At 70.8% G+C, this 17853-nt stretch carries 20 protein-coding genes; 6 read left to right on the forward strand and 14 right to left on the reverse strand.

The genetic code is table 11. From position 1 onward, the window contains the following. Nucleotides 1-180 precede the first annotated feature (180 nt). The 6 genes from OO67_RS34330 to OO67_RS34355 all read right to left on the reverse strand — a co-directional run bounded on the left by OO67_RS34330 (nt 181) and on the right by OO67_RS34355 (nt 5091). Complete coding sequence (locus OO67_RS34330) at nt 181-1152, reverse strand: hypothetical protein (RefSeq protein WP_033305755.1); 972 nt, start codon at nt 1150-1152, stop codon at nt 181-183. Nucleotides 1153-1311: 159 nt separating this feature from the next. Continuing rightward, on the reverse strand, nt 1312-2145 hold the full coding sequence (locus OO67_RS34335) for a pectate lyase (RefSeq protein WP_033305756.1): 834 nt from the start codon (nt 2143-2145) through the stop codon (nt 1312-1314). A gap of 125 nt (nt 2146-2270) precedes the next feature. Further along, a complete protein-coding gene (locus tag OO67_RS34340; RefSeq protein WP_033305757.1) occupies nt 2271-2981 on the reverse strand; it encodes a hypothetical protein in 711 nt (236 codons plus the stop codon). Further along, a complete protein-coding gene (locus OO67_RS34345; protein WP_033305758.1) occupies nt 2981-3553 on the reverse strand; it encodes a SigE family RNA polymerase sigma factor in 573 nt (190 codons plus the stop codon). Before OO67_RS34345 ends, OO67_RS34340 begins: the two co-directional genes overlap by 1 nt. A gap of 226 nt (nt 3554-3779) precedes the next feature. Next, on the reverse strand, nt 3780-4691 hold the full coding sequence (locus tag OO67_RS34350) for a hypothetical protein (protein ID WP_157841776.1): 912 nt from the start codon (nt 4689-4691) through the stop codon (nt 3780-3782). A 4-nt stretch (nt 4692-4695) separates the two neighbouring features. Next, nucleotides 4696-5091 (reverse strand): peptidase inhibitor family I36 protein, encoded by a 396-nt coding sequence (locus OO67_RS34355; protein ID WP_033305760.1) that lies wholly within the window; start codon nt 5089-5091, stop codon nt 4696-4698. A 289-nt stretch (nt 5092-5380) separates the two neighbouring features. On the opposite strand from OO67_RS34355, the gene OO67_RS34360 reads away from it, so the two are divergent. Next, nucleotides 5381-6889, forward strand: coding sequence for an NCS2 family permease (locus OO67_RS34360; RefSeq protein WP_033305761.1), 1509 nt, complete (start codon nt 5381-5383; stop codon nt 6887-6889). Between the two features lie 81 nt (nt 6890-6970). On the opposite strand, the gene OO67_RS34365 is transcribed toward OO67_RS34360, so the two are convergent. The 3 genes from OO67_RS34365 to OO67_RS34375 all read right to left on the reverse strand — a co-directional run bounded on the left by OO67_RS34365 (nt 6971) and on the right by OO67_RS34375 (nt 10101). Next, nucleotides 6971-7552, reverse strand: coding sequence for a lytic polysaccharide monooxygenase auxiliary activity family 9 protein (locus OO67_RS34365; RefSeq protein ID WP_033305762.1), 582 nt, complete (start codon nt 7550-7552; stop codon nt 6971-6973). A gap of 181 nt (nt 7553-7733) precedes the next feature. Next, nucleotides 7734-9185, reverse strand: coding sequence for a peptidoglycan D,D-transpeptidase FtsI family protein (locus OO67_RS34370; RefSeq protein WP_033305763.1), 1452 nt, complete (start codon nt 9183-9185; stop codon nt 7734-7736). A gap of 145 nt (nt 9186-9330) precedes the next feature. Continuing rightward, a complete protein-coding gene (locus OO67_RS34375) occupies nt 9331-10101 on the reverse strand; it encodes an IclR family transcriptional regulator (protein WP_033305764.1) in 771 nt (256 codons plus the stop codon). Between the two features lie 153 nt (nt 10102-10254). On the opposite strand from OO67_RS34375, the gene OO67_RS34380 reads away from it, so the two are divergent. From OO67_RS34380 to OO67_RS34390, 3 genes are all read left to right on the forward strand, one after another. Continuing rightward, nucleotides 10255-11775 (forward strand): aldehyde dehydrogenase (NADP(+)), encoded by a 1521-nt coding sequence (locus OO67_RS34380; protein WP_078598496.1) that lies wholly within the window; start codon nt 10255-10257, stop codon nt 11773-11775. Next, nucleotides 11772-12386, forward strand: coding sequence for a DUF1349 domain-containing protein (locus tag OO67_RS34385; RefSeq protein ID WP_033305766.1), 615 nt, complete (start codon nt 11772-11774; stop codon nt 12384-12386). Before OO67_RS34380 ends, OO67_RS34385 begins: the two co-directional genes overlap by 4 nt. A 257-nt stretch (nt 12387-12643) precedes the next feature. Beyond that, complete coding sequence (locus tag OO67_RS34390; RefSeq protein WP_033305767.1) at nt 12644-13618, forward strand: pectate lyase family protein; 975 nt, start codon at nt 12644-12646, stop codon at nt 13616-13618. 49 nt (nt 13619-13667) lie between these two features. On the opposite strand, the gene OO67_RS34395 is transcribed toward OO67_RS34390, so the two are convergent. From OO67_RS34395 to OO67_RS34410, 4 genes are read right to left on the reverse strand one after another with little or no spacing between them, the layout of a single operon-like run. Beyond that, entirely contained in the window at nt 13668-13859 is a 192-nt protein-coding gene (locus tag OO67_RS34395; RefSeq protein ID WP_033305768.1) for a DUF397 domain-containing protein, read from the reverse strand. Next, complete coding sequence (locus OO67_RS40305) at nt 13856-14176, reverse strand: Scr1 family TA system antitoxin-like transcriptional regulator (protein WP_341864670.1); 321 nt, start codon at nt 14174-14176, stop codon at nt 13856-13858. The genes OO67_RS34395 and OO67_RS40305 overlap by 4 nt, the downstream gene beginning before the upstream one ends. Nucleotides 14177-14185: 9 nt before the next feature. Beyond that, a complete protein-coding gene (locus OO67_RS34405; RefSeq protein ID WP_033305769.1) occupies nt 14186-14659 on the reverse strand; it encodes an NUDIX hydrolase in 474 nt (157 codons plus the stop codon). A 40-nt stretch (nt 14660-14699) separates the two neighbouring features. After that, on the reverse strand, nt 14700-15194 hold the full coding sequence (locus OO67_RS34410) for a mycothiol transferase (protein WP_033305770.1): 495 nt from the start codon (nt 15192-15194) through the stop codon (nt 14700-14702). A gap of 261 nt (nt 15195-15455) precedes the next feature. Between OO67_RS34410 and OO67_RS34415 the strand changes: the two genes are divergently transcribed. Together OO67_RS34415 and OO67_RS34420 are read left to right on the forward strand one after the other, a co-directional pair. Continuing rightward, complete coding sequence (locus OO67_RS34415) at nt 15456-16193, forward strand: DsbA family oxidoreductase (RefSeq protein WP_033305771.1); 738 nt, start codon at nt 15456-15458, stop codon at nt 16191-16193. 70 nt (nt 16194-16263) lie between these two features. Further along, nucleotides 16264-17325 carry an aminotransferase class V-fold PLP-dependent enzyme gene (locus OO67_RS34420; RefSeq protein ID WP_033305772.1) on the forward strand — a complete coding sequence of 354 codons (1062 nt, stop codon included), beginning with the start codon at nt 16264-16266 and terminating at the stop codon, nt 17323-17325. 14 nt (nt 17326-17339) lie between these two features. Here OO67_RS34420 and OO67_RS34425 read toward each other — a convergent pair whose 3' ends face one another. Continuing rightward, a complete protein-coding gene (locus OO67_RS34425) occupies nt 17340-17843 on the reverse strand; it encodes a MarR family winged helix-turn-helix transcriptional regulator (RefSeq protein ID WP_033305773.1) in 504 nt (167 codons plus the stop codon). Between the last annotated feature and the right edge of the window lie 10 nt (nt 17844-17853).

Genomic DNA, 17853 nt, shown 5'->3' on the forward strand with positions numbered 1-17853 from the left:
TGTCACCTGGGTGCGGGCGGAGTCCCCGCGTGCTCGAGAGCGTGGCGAGGGCGGGGAGCGGCATGATCATGTCCGCGGTAGCGGTAGCCGCAGCCGCATGCGGGGGCGAGGATTTCGGGAAGGAGTCGGGCCGATGCGCCGCAGACCTGCCCTGACGGGTGGGCGCTCGGGCCTGACCGGCTATGTCCGGTGGCGCGGGCGGCCCGACGCCTTCTTCGCGCCCTGATCCCTCGACGTACCGGCCACGCTCCTGGCCTTCTTCGCCGTTGGCTTCGCTGCGGACGCCTTCTTGGCCACGGCCTTGGCGGGGGCGGTCCTCCTCTTCGGTGCCGCGGATCCGGCTGCCGTCTTCTTGCCCCGGCTCTCCTTGTCCGCGGGATCCGCGCGACGGGGCCTGTCCGCATCGGTGGAGGCGTGCTCCGGGGCACGGCGCCGCCGGCGGGCGGCCGGGCGCTCAGGTTCTTCCTCCTCTTCCGCCCCGTCCTCCTCGCCGTCGAGCTCTTCCTCACCGACATCCTCGACCGCGTCCGCGGCGCCGCTGCCCACGTCCTCCACGGCGCCGCCCGCTCCGCCGCCCACGTCCTCCACGGCGCCGCCCGTGCCCGCACCGACGTCCTCCACGGCGCCGCCCGTGCCCGCACCGACGGATTCGACCGCGGTCCCCGCTCCCCGGCCGACCTCGTCCACAGCCGCGCCGGCGCCCTTGCCCAGCTCTCCCGCCGCCCGGCCCGTACCGGCCCCGACGTCCTCGACCGCCGCACCCACGCCCCGCGTCAACTGCTCGAGGATCTGGGGGTTCCTGTCCACCGTGGCGAGCAGCCGGGTCACGATGGCGGCGATGTGGTGGAGCCGGACCTTGAGCTGTGCCTGGACATCCACACCTTCGATATCCAGCTGGACCCGCCCGAGCCGCACGTCCGCCCCGACGTTCAGTTTCAGGAGGTCCAGCACCTCCGCCTGCAGGGAGACGTGGGCCTCCAGGTCGTCGACCTCCAGCTCCAGCTTGTCCACATGGAGGGCGGGAACGTCCAGGAAGACGTCCGACGGTCCGGCGTCGGTACCGTCGTCCTGCGGAACCGCGATCTCGGCGTCCGGGTTCCGGCCTCCGTCGCCCTGGCGGCCCTTGTGGCCGGCACTCTCGGAGCTGGGCATGATGCGCGCACTCCCTCGGTAGATTCCGGGCAGATGCTCACGTCCAAGTGTCGACCGGGCGAAACCAGGACGCAATCGCCGCTGCCGGACGGCGCGGTCCGCCCCCGCAGGCCTGGTGCGAGGGCGGGGGCGGACCGGGCGGGAGATCCGGCCGGCTCTCTAGCTGTAGCTGATGTCCGACTCGGAGTAGCGGCAGTACGTGCCGTCGGGGCCGCTGCCCACCTCTTCCGGCTCGTCACCGTCGTCGTTGCCCTCGTAGCGGACGCACGGCTCGATCTTCTTGCTGCTGTCGCCGTGGATCCGGATCGAGCTCAGCGTGGCGGTGTCCCCGTAGTTGCTGTTGATGCCCACCAGGGACTTGCCCGGGGCCGTGACGTCGACGTCCTTCAGGACGATGTCACGCTTGTACATCGTGGAGCAGTTGCCGCAGGACCGGACGAGCTTGCCGAAGTCCTCGACCTGGAAGCCCGAGACAGTCAGCTTGCCCGCGCCGTTGAACTGGAAGACCTTGTCCTCGGCTCCCTTGGCGCCGCCGCCGGTCACCGTGTACGTGGAGCTCGACGACTTGCCCTTGAAGGAGGCGGCGTCCTCGCCGACGTCCGTCCACCAGACGTTCTCGAGGGTACAGCTGCCGGAGCAGTGCACGCCGTCGGCGGCGGGGGAGCCCAGGACGACGTTCTTGAGGGTCGCCCCGTCTGCCAGTTCGAAGAGGGCGTCCTGGCCCTCCTCCTGACCGTCGCCGCCGAGGTCTCCCTCGCCGTAGAACTCCTTGAGGTCGCCGTCGTACGTCCCCGAGACCTCGATGGTCTTCGAGACGCCCTCGCTGCCGCTCGGGGTGGGCCACTCGGCGACTGCGGCCGTCGCCGCGCCGGCGGGCTGGAGCATGACGTTCGTGGCCAGGGCGGCACCGGTGAGGCCCAGAGCCGCGGTCAGCGCGGCGGCCATGCGGCGCTTGCCTTTGCGTCGGCGGTGCGTGTGCGCGCGTTCACTCATGTTGGCTGGTCCTGATTCCTAGGAGGTGGGGGGAGCTCTTGCACACCTGAGTCGCCACCGTCCATGGAAGGGTTGCCGGGTTTCGGAATCGTTTCCTCCGGCGCCCCGGCGGCGCTGCCGCGCGCTCAGCGCGTCTCGGTGAAGCCGCCACCCACCGAGGTCTGTCCACCCGTCACACCCGCACGGGCCGTGTAGTCGTCCCGCCCCGTGTCGCGGGTGCCCTGCGCGTGGTTGTACTGCCCCGCGAAGGTGTGCGTACCGGTCGGCACGCTCCGTCCCGGCTTCAGACTCCAGCGGTAGACGAGGAAGCCGTCCTCCTCGCGCGCCGACGCCGCGAAGTCCTGTTCCGGCAGGGAACGCCAGGAACCGGTGGTGTTCACCCCGCCGTTCAGCGCGATCCGTAGCTCCACGGTGAGCGCGGACAGCGGCCGGTCCGTCTTGACCGTCACTTCGCTCTGTGCCCAGAAGTCGTTGCTGTTCGGATTCACGGAACCGTCCGACCACAACGGGCCCTTCCCGGCGGGCAGCGCACCGCCCCGGTCAGGGGACGGCGACACCGGGCCGGGTGACGTGGGCTCGGCCGCGACCCGCTGTCCGCCCGCCGGCTCCTCCTGGCCCGCCGACGTGACCGCGAACGCACCTGCCGTCAGCACCCCGCACACCGCCACCGTCGCGCCGGCGACCCGCAGCCACGGCGTCGGCGTGCGCGGAGCGCGCGCGGGACGAGCCGGCGGCTCCTGCGCCATGCCGCGCTCGATCCGGGCCAGCATCCGGGCCCGGTCGGGGCGGTGCGCAGCGGCGGCCGTGCGCAGCCGCTCACGCAGGTCCTCGTCCATCACTGCCTTCCTCCGGTGCGCTGTCCGGCAGCCGCCACCTGTACCCGTACCGCCGGCGCCTCGGGCCCGAGCAGCCGCTGGAGTTCCGCCACACCACGCGAGGTCTGGCTCTTCACCGTACCCACCGAGACCCCGAGGACCAGAGCGGTGTCCCGTTCGGACAGGTCGAAGGCGTGCCGCAGCACCACGCACGCACGCTTGCGGAACGGCAGCCGCCGCAGGGCCCCTTGGACGTCGACCACGGCCGACACGTCGGGCCCGTCCGCCGCGTAGCCGTCCCCGGCCCCGCGGGGCGCCCAGAACAGTGCGATTCTCCGGCGCTCGCGCACCGCGCTGCGGATGCGGGTGCGGGCCAGGTTGGCGACGACCCCTCTCGCGTAGGCCGCCGGGTGGTCGGCGCCTCTGACCCGGTCCCAGCGGTGCCAGAGCGCCATGAGCGCGTCGGCGGCCAGGTCGTCCGCCGCATCGGCCTCACCCGTCAGCAGGTGGGCGAGCCGGGCGAGTTCGGCGTAGTGCGCCTCGAAGAACGCGTGGAACTCGGCGGCAGCAGCATCATCCAGGACTGTGCCCACGGGTACCTCTTCTCTGCACGGGATCCCTGCGCGCTCGAACGGGTTGTGTACGTTCCCAACTCCGTTCGCGGGGCGAGAGCGTACCAACGCGTACCCCGGAAGCGCTTCGACGCGTGTGCGCCTCCCAGTAAGGCGTAACGCGGCGAAAACCTGAACCCCCCTGCGCCAGGTGAACGAACCGGGGGACCCCCGTGTCGCCCCCTCACGACACGGAGCCCCCCTTGGATCACCCGGCCGTACGGCCGAGTCCAGCCAGTGCAGCGGCCTTCATGGCCCCGTGGTCCTCGATCTCCTGCCGCCACTTCTCGCGGCTCTTCCTCTCCGCGTCCCCTTGAACCTCCGCCGCGGCTTCGGCCAGGCGGGCCTCCTGCTGACACACCAGGTCGTCGCCTGCGAGCGTCAGCTCGGTGCGCCCCACGGAGCGCTGCCCGGCCGGGTCCCCGTCGGCCTTCTCCAGAAGCCGCCCCGTTTCGGCGCGGGGATCCGACAGGCCTCGGTAGGTGTGTCCCTTCTCCGCCATACAGCCGGCCCACGCCTGCTCCGCCTCGCGGAAGCCGGGCGTCTTCCGGACAGTGCCGGCGATGTCGTTGGTGAGGGCCTCCATGAGGTGGTGCAGTTCCGTCCAGCGCTTTCCGAACACCGCGCCGCTCGCCGCCTGGACGCAGGACCGGGGGTCGTACCGTATCTTCACGCCGTCCGGAAGGGTGAGGGTGCGGTGGTGCTTCTCGTCGCCCACCAGCGCCTTCTGCCACGCCGTGCGGTCGGTCTCGGACAGCGCGGAGAGGTGTGAGGCGTTCGGATCCTGCGGGCGGTCCACCACCTGCTCGGCGGTGATGCCGTAACCGTCCTCGCGGGCCCGGTCGGCGTCCAGCAGGCCGTAGGGGTTCTCCGCGACGAGCCTGTAGGGATCGGACACCGGGACCGCTCGGTAGACATGGCCTCGTCCGCGCATGCAGGAGCGGACCTGCTCCTCCTCGGACCGGTGCAGGGCGCCGGCCTGGGCAGCGGAGAAGTGGACGGCTCCCGACAGGGGCCGAGGAAGTCCGGGTTCCCCACCGCCGGGCCCCTCGTGGCCGGATGCCCCGCATCCGGCCACGAGGAGGCATGCTGCGGCGGCAGGCCACAGCTGTCGCCTCATCGGGTCAGCACACCCACCTGTTGGCGGCGATTCCGTGCGCGAAGCGGCCGTCGGAGAAGTAGGTCTGCAGCGTGGCGATGCTGGCACCACGCTGGAGGAGGTAGGTCCGGCCCTCGTAGTTCTTCAGCGTGTAGATCCGGACGTCACAGTCGTTGCCGCGGTTGTAGACCGAGCCGGCGTTGTTGAACTTGTTGTACTGCCGCAGGTCCGCATTGTTGCCGAAGACCTCGCCCGGGTCGCCCGCGTAGCTGGTCGCGAGCCACGCACACAGCGCTCCCGCGCTGCAGTCCGACTTGGCGGCCTGCGCCGGTGCGGCCGTCGCGGCCACACCCAGCCCGGCCAGCAGGACGGCCCCCGATGTGACAGCTGCCTTCGCTCGCAGTCCGATGAACTTCTTCATGCCTTTCCCCCTTCAGGACTTTCACGATCGCCCACGGACGTGCACCGGAACTCTGCGGTCCCGTGCGCCGTGTTCGGTGCAAGCCACTCTCGCCCGGGACCGCCCCGCCCGGCCACACCGTTGCGTCTGACCGCAAAAGCCGGGGTGAAGGGGGAGGAAGGAGTGCTCCAGACCCCTTTCGGCGCGCGTACGTGCCGCGCAGGACGTAACACGGGGAAAACCTGAAATCCCCGTGACCGGTGAACAATTCGGCTGACCGCCGCGTGATCCGCACACAAGGAGGAGTGCCATGCCGGAAAGACCTGATCCCGCCGTGCCCGTGCGCAAGACCGAGGGAGCCGCGGTGCCGGCGCCGTCGGCGTCCCCGGAAACCCCGGTCACACCGACCGGGCGCCGTGGCGCTGTCGACCACTTCTTCTCCATCAGCGCCCGGGGTTCCGACTTCGGCCGTGAGATACGCGGCGGCTTCGCCACCTTCTTCACGATGGCGTACATCCTGGTGCTCAACCCGATCATCCTCGGTTCGGCCGAGGACAAGTTCGGCAACCACCTCTCGGGCCCCCAACTCGTCACCGCCACCGCCCTGGTGGCCGCCGTGATGACCGTCGTCATGGGGATCGGCGGCAATCTTCCGCTCGCGCTCGCAGCGGGGCTCGGCCTCAACGCCGTCGCGGCCTTCCAGCTCGCGCCGCTGATGAGCTGGCCCGACGCGATGGGCCTCATCGTCATCGAGGGCCTGCTGATCTGCGTCCTGGTGGTCACCGGGCTGCGCGAGGCGATCATGCACGCGATCCCGCCGTCCCTCAAGCGGGCCATCAGCGTCGGCATCGGGCTCTTCATCGCCTTCATCGGGTTCGTCGACGCCGGCTTCGTCACCCGGATCCCCGGCGAGACCGGCGCCGTCCCCGTCCAGCTCGGCGCCACCGGACATCTCTCCGGCTGGCCGGTGCTGGTCTTCTGCCTCGGTGTGCTGCTCACCGTCGCGCTGCTCGCCCGCAGGACGAAGGGCGCCATCCTCATCAGCATCGTCGTGACGACCTTCGTGGCCGTCGTCATCGACGGGATCGCCGACATCGCCCCCGCCGCGTGGGGCCTGACCGTGCCGGCGGTACCCGACGACCTGGTGGCGGCACCGGACTTCGGACTGATCGGTTCCTTCAGCCTCTTCGGGGCGTTCCAGCACGTCGGCGTCATCACCGTGGTGCTGCTGGTCTTCACCCTGCTGCTGAGCGACTTCTTCGACACCATGGGCACCGTCGTCGGCGTCTCCCACGAGGCCGGACTCCTCGACGAGGACGGCAAGGTGCCGCACCTGGGCAGGGTGCTCCTGATCGACGGCGCGGCGGCGGTCGCGGGCGGTGCCGCCTCCGCTTCCTCCGCCACGTCCTACGTCGAGTCCACCGCAGGTGTCGGTGAGGGCGCCCGCACCGGCTTCGCCTCCCTGGTCACCGGTGGCCTCTTCGCCGTGGCACTGTTCCTCACCCCGCTGGCCACGATCGTCCCCGCCCAGGCGGCGGCGCCGGCTCTGGTCGCGGTCGGCTTCATGCTGATGGCGCAGGTGCGGCACATCGAATGGGAGAAGTACGAGATCGCCATCCCGGCCTTCCTCACGATCGCCGTGATGCCGTTCACCTACTCGATCACCAACGGCATCGGCGCGGGCTTCGTCGCCTACGTCGTGATCAAGGCCGTTCTCGGCAAGGCCAAGGAGGTCCACTGGCTGCTGTGGGGCACCGCTGGCCTTTTCGCGGTGTACTTCGCGATCGACCCGGTCGAGCAACTGCTCGGAGTGAGGTAGCCGACGGCGGCGTCTGTGCCCCGCCGTCGACGAAGGCGACGGGGCACAGACGGGGGGACCGGAGCCGGACCGGTCCCGCGATTACTCGATGTCGAGGTCGATGACCTGGTAGAACGCGTGCGCGGTGTCCGCTACCTCCCACACCGACAGGAGCACGTGGTAGCCCCGGCGGTCCTCGGGAAGGGTGACGCTGTGGACGGTGGGGTCCTCGGGAAGGAGGTCGTCCGCCGACCAGTACGGCTGTCCGCTGTTCTGGTACGTCGCGATCGGTGCCGGGTCGAACTGGGCCCGGGACAGCGGCTTCGACGGGTCCCAGCCGTCCTTGGTGAGGAAGTAGTTCCACCGGCGGGTCTTGTGCGGGGCGTGGTAGGCCCAGGTGATGTCCAGGGCCTCACCCGAGCGCACCGGGTGCTTCTGCCATCCCTGCTGCGAGTCGGGCTCGTCGAGCTTGGCGGCGAAGTCCTTCCCGGCACTGGCGATCCGGCCGTCCTCCGGGGGCCGCGCGTTCACGACGTCGTCCGGTGCGTACGGGTCCCGGAGGCCGGATTCCGTCCCGGGGAAGAACTTTCCGGCCTCCAGGCCCGCGGCCTGCCAGTCCGCGAGGTGCAGTTGAGCCCTGGACTCGGGCTTGGTGACCGCACCGTGCCGCGCTTCTCGTTCCACAGATCTCTCCTTGAGCTGCGAGGGGCACCCCATCGGGGCCCCGTGCGCACAAGGTATCCATACGACTACTCTCTGTGAAGACGAGACGCTCCTGATCACTCCATGGGGTGGGTAAGCCGATCATCACCCCATGGCTGTCCGAACCGGGTGGACCGGTTCCGCCGCCCGGTGTCGTGACGGTTCAGCGCCCCAGCGCCGCCTTCATCATCTTCTGCGCGACCGGTGCGGCCAGCCCGTTGCCGCTGACCTCGGACCGGGCCGCTCCGGAGTCCTCGACGACCACCGCGACCGCGACCTGCTTGCCGGTGGAGTCGTCCTTCGCGTACGAGGTGAACCAGGCGTACGGCGTGTTGCTGTTGTCCACGCCGTTCTGCGCGGTTCCCGTCTTGCCGCCCACCTCGGCGCCGTCGATCTTCGCGTTGCTTCCGGTCCCCTCGTCCACGACGGTGACCATGGCGCTGCGCAGCTGCTCGGCCGTCGACTCCTTCACGACCCGCTCGCTCTCGCCGTCCGGGAACTCCTGCAGCGTGGAGCCGTCGCCGCCCGTCACCTTCGAGACCATGTGCGGCGAGGCCAGCTCACCACCGTTGGCCAGAGCGGCCGAGACCATGGCCATCTGCATCGGGGTCGCGGTGACCTCGAACTGCCCGATGCCGGTCAGCGCCGTCTGGGCCTTGTCCATACCGGTCGGGTACACGCTCTGCGACGCGCGCACGGGCACGTCCAGCTCCTCGGTGTCGAACCCGAACGCGTCCGCCATGGCCTTCAGCTTGTCCTGGCCGAGATCCGCCGCCACCTTCGCGAAGACGTTGTTGCACGAGTACTGGAGCGCGGTGCGCAGCGTGGCGTTCTCGCAGGGGGCCGAGGGGTTCTCGTTCGAGAGGACCGTGCTCGTGCCCGGCAGGGTGTACGGGTCCGGGCTGTCCGTGGGCTCGTCGACCGAGCCGTACAGGCCGTTCTCCAGAGCCGCCGACGCCACCACCAGCTTGAACGTCGAGCCGGGCGGCAGCGGCTGCCGCAGCGCCCGGTTCACCATCGGCTTGCTCTCGTCGTCGAGGAGCTTCTGCCAGGCGTCGCCGTCGCCCGTCCCGCTGATGTCGGAGGGATCGTACGAGGGGGAGGAGACCATCCCGAGGATCCGCCCGGACTCCGGATCCATCGCGACCGCAGCGCCCCGGTCGTCACCGAGTGCCTCGAAGGCAGCCTTCTGCACGTCCGGGTCGATGGTCGTCAGTACGTCGCCGGGGGCCGTCCGCTCGCCGGTGATCAGATCAGCCGGATTCTTGAGCCGGTCGTCGGTGCCGTCGAGGACGTCGCCGTAGATGCCCTCGAGCTGGGTGGCGCCGTAGGCCTGCGAGCTGTAACCGGTGACCGAGGCGTACAGCTCACCCTGGGTGTAGGTGCGCTTGTACCGGAGGTCGTCGCCGTGTGTCTCCTTCGAACCGGTGACCGGAGAGCCGGCCACGATGATGTTCCCGAGCGGCTGCGCGTACTGCGCGATCGTGTTCCGCCGGTTGTGTTCGTCGTCTGCGAGCGCCCGGGCCTCGTACGCCTGTACCCAGGTCGCCCGCACCAGCAGGGCGAGAACCATGAGCAGACAGAAGACCGAAGCGCGCCTGATCGTCTTGTTCATCCCGCTGGAGGGACGAACGGGGGTCCCGGGGGCGTTCCCGTTCGTGTTCCTTCTCACCGGTTTCTCAGGCGCTCACCCGTTCCAGCCGCTCACCCGTCCCAGGCACTCGCCCGTTCTTCAGGTGAGCGCTCCGGCCGCCCGGCGCTCAGAGCCTGCGCGTCGCCAGGGTGAGCCGGTCGCGGGCGTCGAAGAGGGCGTCCTTGACCATCTGCTCGTGCGCCGGTGTGAGCCGGGCGACCGGCACCGAGCAGCTGATCGCGTCGCGCGCCGGAGTGCGGTAGGGGATCGCGACGCCGAAGCAGCGCAGCCCCAGGGTGTTCTCCTCGCGGTCCACCGCGTATCCCTGCTCGCGGATGAGGTGCAGCTCCTCGATCAGCTTCTCGCGGTCGGTGAGGGTGTGTTCGGTCAGCGCGGGAAGCGTCTCGGGCAGCATCTTGCGCACCTGCTCGTCGCTGTGGGTCGCCAGCAGCGCCTTGCCGAGCGAGGTGGAGTGCGCCGGAAGCCGGCGGCCGACGCGGGTGAAGGGGCGCAGGTAGTGCTGGGACTGCCGGGTGGCGAGGTACACCACGTTCGTCCCGTCCAGCCGGGCCAGGTGGATGGTCTCCGTGGTGTCGTCGGAGAGCCGGTCCAGGGTGGGGCGGGCGGCCGCGACGACCTCGTCACCGTCGATGTACGAGGTGCCGACGAGCAGGGCGCGCACACCGATCCCGTACCGCGTGCCCGTGGCGTCGGTCTCCACCCAGCCGAGTTCCACCAGTGTCCGCAGCAGCATGTAGAGGCTGGACTTGGGGTAACCGACGGCCTCCTGCACTGCGGCCAGCGAGTGCATCCCGGGGCGCCCCGCGAAGTATTCGAGGAGCTCCACCGTCCGTACAGCGGACTTGACCTGCGCCCCACCGGACTCGCCTACCGACATGCCTTATGCCCCTTCCAGCCTTCTTGTACGACCCTGCGACTTCTTGCAACCACGAGCGCCCGGAAATAGAGTTCCCGTGTATTCACGTTCAGGAACGCTGTTCAGAATACCGAACAACTTCTCCTGTGTGGCAGTGGACCGGAAGGAAATACGGTGGCAGCAGCACCAGTCTGGAGCGTCGACCCCCGAACGGGGAACCCGCGTGAGCAGGTTGCGGTGGAGGCTACAGCGGAGGAGGTCGACCGCGCGGTCCGTGCGGCGCACGCCGTCCGCGGAGCGCTGGCCGACCGCACCGTGCGTGCCGCGTTCCTGCGGACCGCGGCCGACCTGCTCGCCGAGGCCCAGGAACACGTGATCGAGGCGGCCGACGCGGAGACCGCGCTCGGCCCCGCCCGGCTGACCGGTGAACTCGCCCGCACGGCAGCACAGCTGCGGGCCTTCGCCGAGGTCGTCGACGAGGGCGCCTACCTCGACATCCACATCGACCACGAGGACGGCAGCCGGACCCCGCCCTGGCCGGACCTGCGCCGCTACAAGATCCCGCTCGGGGTCGTCGCCGTCTACGCCGCGAGCAACTTCCCACTGGCCTTCTCCGTCCCGGGCGGCGACACCGCGAGCGCGCTCGCGGCGGGCTGCCCGGTCGTCGTCAAGGCGCACCCCGACCACCCCGCGACCTCGGAGATCTGCGCCTCGCTCCTGCGCAGGGCCGCGGCGCAGCACGGCCTGCCCGAGGACGTCCTGACCGTGCTCCACGGCTTCGAGGCGGGTGTCGAGCTGGTGAAGCACCCGCTCGTCTCCGCCGCCGGTTTCACCGGCTCGATCCGCGGTGGCCGCGCCCTGTTCGACGCCGCGGCCGCCCGGCCCGCCCCGATCCCCTTCCACGGCGAGCTCGGTTCGCTCAACCCCGTCGTCGTCACCGAGGCGGCGGCCACCGAGCGCGGTGAGCAGATCGGCGCCGGGCTCGGCGGCTCGATGACCATGGGCGCCGGACAGTTCTGCACCAAGCCCGGCTTCGTGTTCGCCCCGTCCGGCGAGGCCGGCGACCAGCTGCTGAAGTCGCTGACCGAGACGGTGAGCGGTACGGGCGCAGGGGTCATGCTCGACCACCGGATGCGTGACGCCTTCGTCCGCGGAGTGGCCGAACGGGCCGCGCTCCCGGACGTGGAGGCCCCGGTCACCCCGGGCGCGGGCGGCGAGCACACGGTCGCCGCGGGCTTCCTCACCGTGCCGGCGCAGCGGCTGGTCCAGGAGGGACCGCACGACGCGCTCCTGGAGGAGTGCTTCGGCCCGGTCACCGTCGTCGCGCGTTACGACTCCGCGGACGAGATCACCGCCGTGCTCTCCCGCCTTCCGGGTAACCTCACCGCCACCCTCCACATCGCCACGGAGGAGGCCGACGGCAGCGCCGCCGGTCTGCTGGCCGAGCTCACCCCGGTGGCCGGACGCGTCCTGGTCAACGGCTGGCCGACCGGTGTCGCCGTCGCCCCCGCCCAGCACCACGGTGGCCCCTACCCGGCCACCACCTCCACCTCCACCTCGGTCGGCGCCACCGCGATCGAGCGCTGGCTGCGCCCGGTCAGCTACCAGTCGACGCCCGAGGCGTTGCTGCCGCCGGAGCTCCGCGAGGACAACCCGCAGAACCTTCCGCGCCGGGTCGACGGGCGCCGCTCATGACGGCCGTACGGCTGCCCGAGCTCCCCTTCGCCCTGGAGTCCCACGGGCCCGAGGGTGAATGGGCGTACGAGGGCGGCGTGCTGACCGGCTCGGCGGGTGCGAAGCAGGACCGTTTCGTCCCGCCGGGCGGTGACACCCTGGAGCCCGCGAGCGACGCGCCGCGCCTGCTGGGGGCGGCTCCGGACGGTGACTTCCAGCTGATCGCCCGGGTGAGCGTCGGATTCGCCGCCGCCTTCGACGCGGGGGTGCTCTACCTCCACGTCGGGGAGCGGGAGTGGGCGAAGCTCTGCCTGGAGCTCTCCCCGGAGCGCCCCACGGTCTGCACCGTCGTCACCCGGGGCCAGTCAGACGACGTGAACTCCGCCGTCGTGGAGGGCGACAGCTGCTGGCTGCGGCTCAGCCGCACCGGTGGCGCCTTCGCCTTCCACGCCTCGGCGGACGGTGAGCGGTGGACCTTCGTCCGGCTGTTCACCCTCGGCACGGAGGAGGAGCGGGCCGCCGCCCGTATCGGCTTCCTCGTGCAGTCACCGACCGGCGACGGCTGCACGGCGACGTTCGACCGGATCGCCTTCCGGCCCAACGGCCCGGGGGACCTGCGCGACGGCAGCTGACGGACCGCGTGCGCGAACGGAGGGCCCGGATCCGAGAGGATCCGGGCCCTCCGCGCGCCAGGGGGCGTGTGGGGCCGGTGTTCCCTCGGCGCACTCGACGTCCGTTACCGGCGAGGGGTCCGTGACGTGACGGGTCACATATCGAAGCGTTCCCCTACGTACGTGAATCCCTCTTCTCTGCCCGGCAACCTTGTGCGTCCCGGGCGGCGACACATGAGTGCACTCGCACTTCGTCGTACCGAGAAAGGGATCCCCCCATGCGCACCCATCTCCGCAGCCGTCGAAGCCGCATCACGGCGCTCGCCGCAGCCGCCACCGTCGCGTCCCTCACCGTCGCCGTGCTCCCCGGCTCCGCAGGCGCCGCCGAGTCCAGCCCCATCGGTTTCGGCGCCGGCACGACCGGCGGTGGCAACGCCTCCGCGGTGACGGTCAGCAGCCTGTCCGCGTTCAAGTCGGCCGTCGCGGGCGACACCGCCAAGACCGTCAAGGTCAGCGGAGTGATCTCGCTGAGCGGCCAGGTCGACATCGGCTCCAACACCACCGTGCTCGGCGTCGGCTCCTCATCCGGATTCACCGGCGGCGGCCTGCGTCTCAAGAGCGAGACGAACATCGTCATCCGCAACCTCAACATCAGCAAGCCGGTCGCCCCCGCCGACGGCATCACCGTGCAGGAGTCCTCCAAGGTCTGGATCGACCACAACTCCTTCTCCGCGGACCGTGACCACGACAAGGACTACTACGACGGCCTGCTGGACATCACGCACGCCTCGGACAACGTCACCGTGTCCTGGAACACCTTCAAGAACCACTACAAGGGAAGCCTCGTCGGACACAGCGACAACAACGGCGACGAGGACTCAGGCCACCTGAAGGTGACGTACCACCACAACCACTTCCAGAACGTCTTCTCGCGCATCCCCAGCCTCCGCTTCGGCACCGGGCACGTGTACAACAACCTCGTGGAGGGCGCCGACACGGGCGCGCACTCCCGGATGGGCGCGCAGATGCTGGTCGAGAACAACGTCTTCCGAAACACGAAGGTCGCCGTCACCACCAACCGCAGCAGTGACGAGGACGGCTACGCGGTGCAGCGGGGCAACGACCTCGGCGGCGCGAAGGTCGAGATCTCGCAGGCCGGCTCGTTCACCTCGCCGCCCTACGGCTACACGCCCGAAGCCGCTTCCGCCGTGTCCGCCTCGGTGACCGCGGGGGCGGGCGCCGGCAAGATCTGACGCACGGTGGGGTGCGCGGCCCGGACGCGGGCGGCGCACCCGCTCGGCCTCAGGACCCGGCGGCGTACCGCACGAAGTCGGCCCAGCCGCTGGGGCCTACGGCGAGGTGGGGGCGGGTCAGGTCCTTCGAGTCGCGGACGAGGACGGCGCGGTCCGTAGTGGCGACCTCGACGCAGGCTCCTCCCTCGTTGGAGCTGCGGCTGCTTCCGACCCAAGCACCCTGGGCATCCTCGACACTCATCGCAGCAACTCCTTGATGGCAGTCAGGGAGTCGTCGGACGGTGTGAGTGCCTGGGCCCTGATGCTGCCGTGGCGTGCGGCCACGATACGGACTTCGTCGGGCTCGGTGATGAACCTGCTGACGTTCTGTACTTCCACGTATGCCAGTTGGGAGCGTCCTCCGGGCGTCAGAAGAATGAACGGCCCGCCCAGACCGGCGTGTTCAGCACGAGAGGTCGGCATCACCTGCGACTCCGGAGTCCTGAGCTGTCCGAGTGCGAGCAGCTGCTCCAGCTGCGCTCCGTGCACTGCCTCGCCGCCGATCGAGCGCTGCCCGATCCCCTGAACTCAGTGCTGGACCAGGCCCCCGACCGGCACGGGAGCGACATGCCCGGTCGGCGGAACGGTCCGGGCCAGGGCGAGGCCGACGTCGACCAGTGACGACCGGCCGAGGCCGGGGACCTCGGCGACCGGTGTCCAGACCGACTGGGCGGTCTCACCGTTCGGCTCGGGCCGGATACTGCCGCCGGTGATGCGGACCTGGTAGAAGACGCCGACGTTCTGGAGCTCGGGCCGGCCGGGCAGGCGGCGCTCCGCCGCAGGGATCACCCTGGAGTCCACGCCCAGCAGACGCTCGACGACGGCGTCCAGGCCGGTCTCCTCGGCGACCTCCCGGATCACCGCGTCGAACGGGTCCTCCGCGTGCTCGACCCTGCCGCCGGGAAGGGTCCAGGTCCTCATGCCGTCCGGCCGCACGGCATGGGCGAGCAGCACCCGCCCGTCCTCCACGCACACGGCGTACGCCGCCAGTCGCAGGTCCATCCCCGAAGGCTACGCCCGCACCCCGCAGGCCTGTTGGTCTCTACAAGCGCCGTGCCGTGCTGTTCGCGCCGTCGATCGACTCCCTGACGATGTCCGCGTGCCCCGTGTGCTGGGCAGTCTCCTGGAGGAGGTGCAGAAGGATCCGGCGTACCGGCCAGTGATGGACGACTCCTGGCTCCCAGGGTGTCTCCGGCAGGGGCACCTCCTTGTCGGGGTCCGCCTTCGTGGCGGCCTCGTCGGTGGCGAGGGCGGCCGCCTCGTAAGCGGTACGCAGGCCGGCGACCGTGGCGCCCTCCGGCGCCAGGTACTGGCCCATGTCCCACATTCCGTCAGGGGTCCGGCCGATGGTGTCGGTGAGGATGTGCGTCCAGACCCGTTCACCCCGGGTGAGGTGGTTCATGATGCCGCCGAGCGTCAGCTCGCTCACGGTGGACCGCTCGGTGAGCTGGGTGTCCGTGACGTCCTGCACGGTGATGAGGAGGAGCCGGCGCGCTTCGCCCAGTGCGGTCAGGAGCCCCTCGGTCTCAGGTGTCATGACGGGCACCGTAGAGGGGCAACAGGTCGGAATCCGTCCTGTTGCGCCGAGCCGAGGGCGGAGACGGGCGGGGTCGCCGTGGTGACAGGGCACAGGCAGGGCGGTCCTCCCGGCGTGCGGGCCGGCGGCAGGCTGCTCCGGGGGACAGCCCCCTGCCCGGTGCTGCCCGGAACCGGGAATCAGTCGATCCATCCGTACGTTGAAGCGGCGGCGGAGGCTCTCTCCGCACCGGTCACAGCAGAGCTGGAGAGTAGAAGAGTCATGCGCGTCGAGATATGGAGCGACATCGCCTGCCCGTGGTGCTATGTCGGAAAAGCGCGGTTCGAGAAGGCGCTGGCCGGCTTCGCCCACCGTGACGGGGTCGAGGTGGTCCACCGCTCCTTCGAGCTCGACCCCGGCCGCGCCAAGGGCGACATCGAGCAGGTCGTCGACATGCTGGCGCAGAAGTACGGGCGCACTCCCGAGGAGGCCCGCGGCATGGAGGCCAACGTCGCGGCGAACGCGCAGGCCGAAGGGCTCGGGTACCGCACCGAGGGGCGCGACCACGGCAGCACCTTCGACATCCACCGGCTGCTCCACCTCGCCAAGGCGCGTGGACGTCAGGACGAGCTGCTGACCCTCGTCTACCGGGCGAACTTCGCCGAGGAGCGCTCGGTCTTCGACGACGCGGTACTGGCCGACCTGGCCGTCGAGGCGGGTCTCGACGCCGATGAGGCGCGTGCGGTACTGGCCGACCCCGGGGCGTACGCCGATGACGTCCGGGCCGACGAGCGTGAGGCCGCCGAGCTGGGTGCCAACGCCGTGCCGTTCTTCGTGCTCGACCGGCGCTACGGCATCTCCGGCGGGCAGCCCGCGGAGGTCTTCACCCAGGCCCTGGAGCAGGCGTGGAAGGACCGTGAGGTCTCCACCCTGACCCAGGTCGGAGGGGACGCGGCGGCCTGCGACGCGGACGGGGCCTGTGAAGTACCCCGGGCTGATCCGTCCGACCAGCGCGTATAAGGACTTCTTGGGCGCGCCGCTCAAACTCACGTGATTGACGCGAGGTTGAGCGGCCGTCAGGCTGTTCGGCATGGAGACTTCTGCGATCGACCAGGCCAGGGCCACCGAATTCGCATCCGGAACCACCTATCTGAACACCTCCAGCTGTGGACTGCTGCCCCGTCGTGCCGTCGCGGCCGTCAAGGCGCTGGCCGACGACGTCGCGGCAGGGGTGGGGGGCGGGACGATGAGCTTCGACGCGGTGGACTCCGCCCGCGCCTGCTTCGCCGGGCTCGCCGGAGTCACGCCCGCACGGGTGGCCGTCGGCGGCTCCGTCGCGGCCCATGTCGGACTCGTCGCGGCATCCCTCCCGCCCGGTGCCGAAGTCCTCGCGCCGGCCGGTGAGTTCAGTTCCGTCGTGAGCCCCTTCGCCGTGCGCGGCGACCTGAGGATGCGCTACGTCCCGCTGGCCGAACTGGCCGACTCCGTACGGCCGGGGACCGCGCTCGTCGCCTTCTCGGCCGTCCAGTCCGCCGACGGCCGGGTCGCCGACCTGGACGCGGTCCGCACGGCCGCGGCCACGCACGGGGCCCGGACGATGCTCGACGCCAGCCAGTCGGCCGGATGGCTGCCGCTGGACGCCGGAGCGTACGACTACACCGTCACCGGCGGGTACAAGTTCCTCATGTGCCCCCGGGGCGCGTCCTTCCTGACCGTGACGGAGGAGGCGCAGCAGACCCTGCCCACGCCCTGTGCGGGCTGGGTCGCGGCCGAGGACCGCTGGAACAGCACGTACGGGCCGGTCGAGAAGCTCGCCGTCGACGCCCGCCGTTTCGACGAGCCGGTCGCCTTCCTCGCCTATCACGGGGCCGAGCAGTCCCTGGACCTGCTGGCCGGGATCGGGGTGGACGCCGTGTACACCCGTGCCACGGCGCTCGCCGCCCGCTTCCGGGAGGGGCTGGCGTCGATCGGGCACGAGGCGGTGCCCGGCACCTCCGCGATCGTCGCCGTACCCGGCCTGGGCGGCCGGGAGCCCGGCCTGGCGGCGGCCGGGGTGATGGTCTCCGCCCGGGCGGGCAATCTGAGGGCGGCCTTCCACCTGTACAACACCGAGGCGGACGTCGACCGCGCCCTGGACGTGCTGTCCGGCTGAGCCGGGGCCGCGGGCTACCGCGCGGGGCAGTCCCCGGTCTCCTGGCAGAGGTTCTCCTCCACCATGGCGAGCAGCCGGGTAAGTTCCGCGCGCTCGGCCGGGCCGAGCCCCGCGAGGGTGTGCTCCTCCAGGTCCGACCATGCGTCGCGCACCTCGGCGTGCAGGGCGCAGCTCTCCTCGGTCGCCTCGACCAGGACGGCCCGCCGGTCGTCCGGGTCGGGGCGGCGGCGCACGTGACCGGCCTGTTCGAGACGCTGGAGCATCTTCGTGACGGTGGACGGGTCGAGGTCCATGGCCTTGATCAGCTCGGCCTGGCGGACCGCTCCGGTGTCCCACAGGTGCATCATCAGGAACTCCTGGCCCGGGTAGAGCCCGAGCCCCTTGAGGAGTCGGCCCGCCGTGATCCTGTGCAGCCTGGCGACCCGGGAGACGGCGTGGCTGACGGGGCCGGCGAGCGCCGCGCTCGGCAGCCCGCCGGTGCAGGCGGAATCGGCGGGGACGGTGCTGTCGGCCTTCATCGGGACTCCT

The sequence above is a fragment of the Streptomyces atroolivaceus genome (genome assembly GCF_000717025.1).
Taxonomy (GTDB): Bacteria; Actinomycetota; Actinomycetes; order Streptomycetales; family Streptomycetaceae; genus Streptomyces; species Streptomyces atroolivaceus.

Coding starts and splice junctions, on each gene's coding strand:
- OO67_RS34330 (WP_033305755.1), bottom strand. CDS start 1,152: ATGCCCAGCTCCGAGAGTGCCGGCCACAAGGGCCGCCAGGGCGACGGA.
- OO67_RS34335 (WP_033305756.1), bottom strand. CDS start 2,145: ATGAGTGAACGCGCGCACACGCACCGCCGACGCAAAGGCAAGCGCCGC.
- OO67_RS34340 (WP_033305757.1), bottom strand. CDS start 2,981: ATGGACGAGGACCTGCGTGAGCGGCTGCGCACGGCCGCCGCTGCGCAC.
- OO67_RS34350 (WP_157841776.1), bottom strand. CDS start 4,691: ATGAGGCGACAGCTGTGGCCTGCCGCCGCAGCATGCCTCCTCGTGGCC.
- OO67_RS34355 (WP_033305760.1), bottom strand. CDS start 5,091: ATGAAGAAGTTCATCGGACTGCGAGCGAAGGCAGCTGTCACATCGGGG.
- OO67_RS34360 (WP_033305761.1), top strand. CDS start 5,381: ATGCCGGAAAGACCTGATCCCGCCGTGCCCGTGCGCAAGACCGAGGGA.
- OO67_RS34370 (WP_033305763.1), bottom strand. CDS start 9,185: ATGAACAAGACGATCAGGCGCGCTTCGGTCTTCTGTCTGCTCATGGTT.
- OO67_RS34375 (WP_033305764.1), bottom strand. CDS start 10,101: ATGTCGGTAGGCGAGTCCGGTGGGGCGCAGGTCAAGTCCGCTGTACGG.
- OO67_RS34385 (WP_033305766.1), top strand. CDS start 11,772: ATGACGGCCGTACGGCTGCCCGAGCTCCCCTTCGCCCTGGAGTCCCAC.
- OO67_RS34390 (WP_033305767.1), top strand. CDS start 12,644: ATGCGCACCCATCTCCGCAGCCGTCGAAGCCGCATCACGGCGCTCGCC.
- OO67_RS34395 (WP_033305768.1), bottom strand. CDS start 13,859: ATGAGTGTCGAGGATGCCCAGGGTGCTTGGGTCGGAAGCAGCCGCAGC.
- OO67_RS34405 (WP_033305769.1), bottom strand. CDS start 14,659: ATGGACCTGCGACTGGCGGCGTACGCCGTGTGCGTGGAGGACGGGCGG.
- OO67_RS34410 (WP_033305770.1), bottom strand. CDS start 15,194: ATGACACCTGAGACCGAGGGGCTCCTGACCGCACTGGGCGAAGCGCGC.
- OO67_RS34415 (WP_033305771.1), top strand. CDS start 15,456: ATGCGCGTCGAGATATGGAGCGACATCGCCTGCCCGTGGTGCTATGTC.
- OO67_RS34420 (WP_033305772.1), top strand. CDS start 16,264: ATGGAGACTTCTGCGATCGACCAGGCCAGGGCCACCGAATTCGCATCC.
- OO67_RS34425 (WP_033305773.1), bottom strand. CDS start 17,843: ATGAAGGCCGACAGCACCGTCCCCGCCGATTCCGCCTGCACCGGCGGG.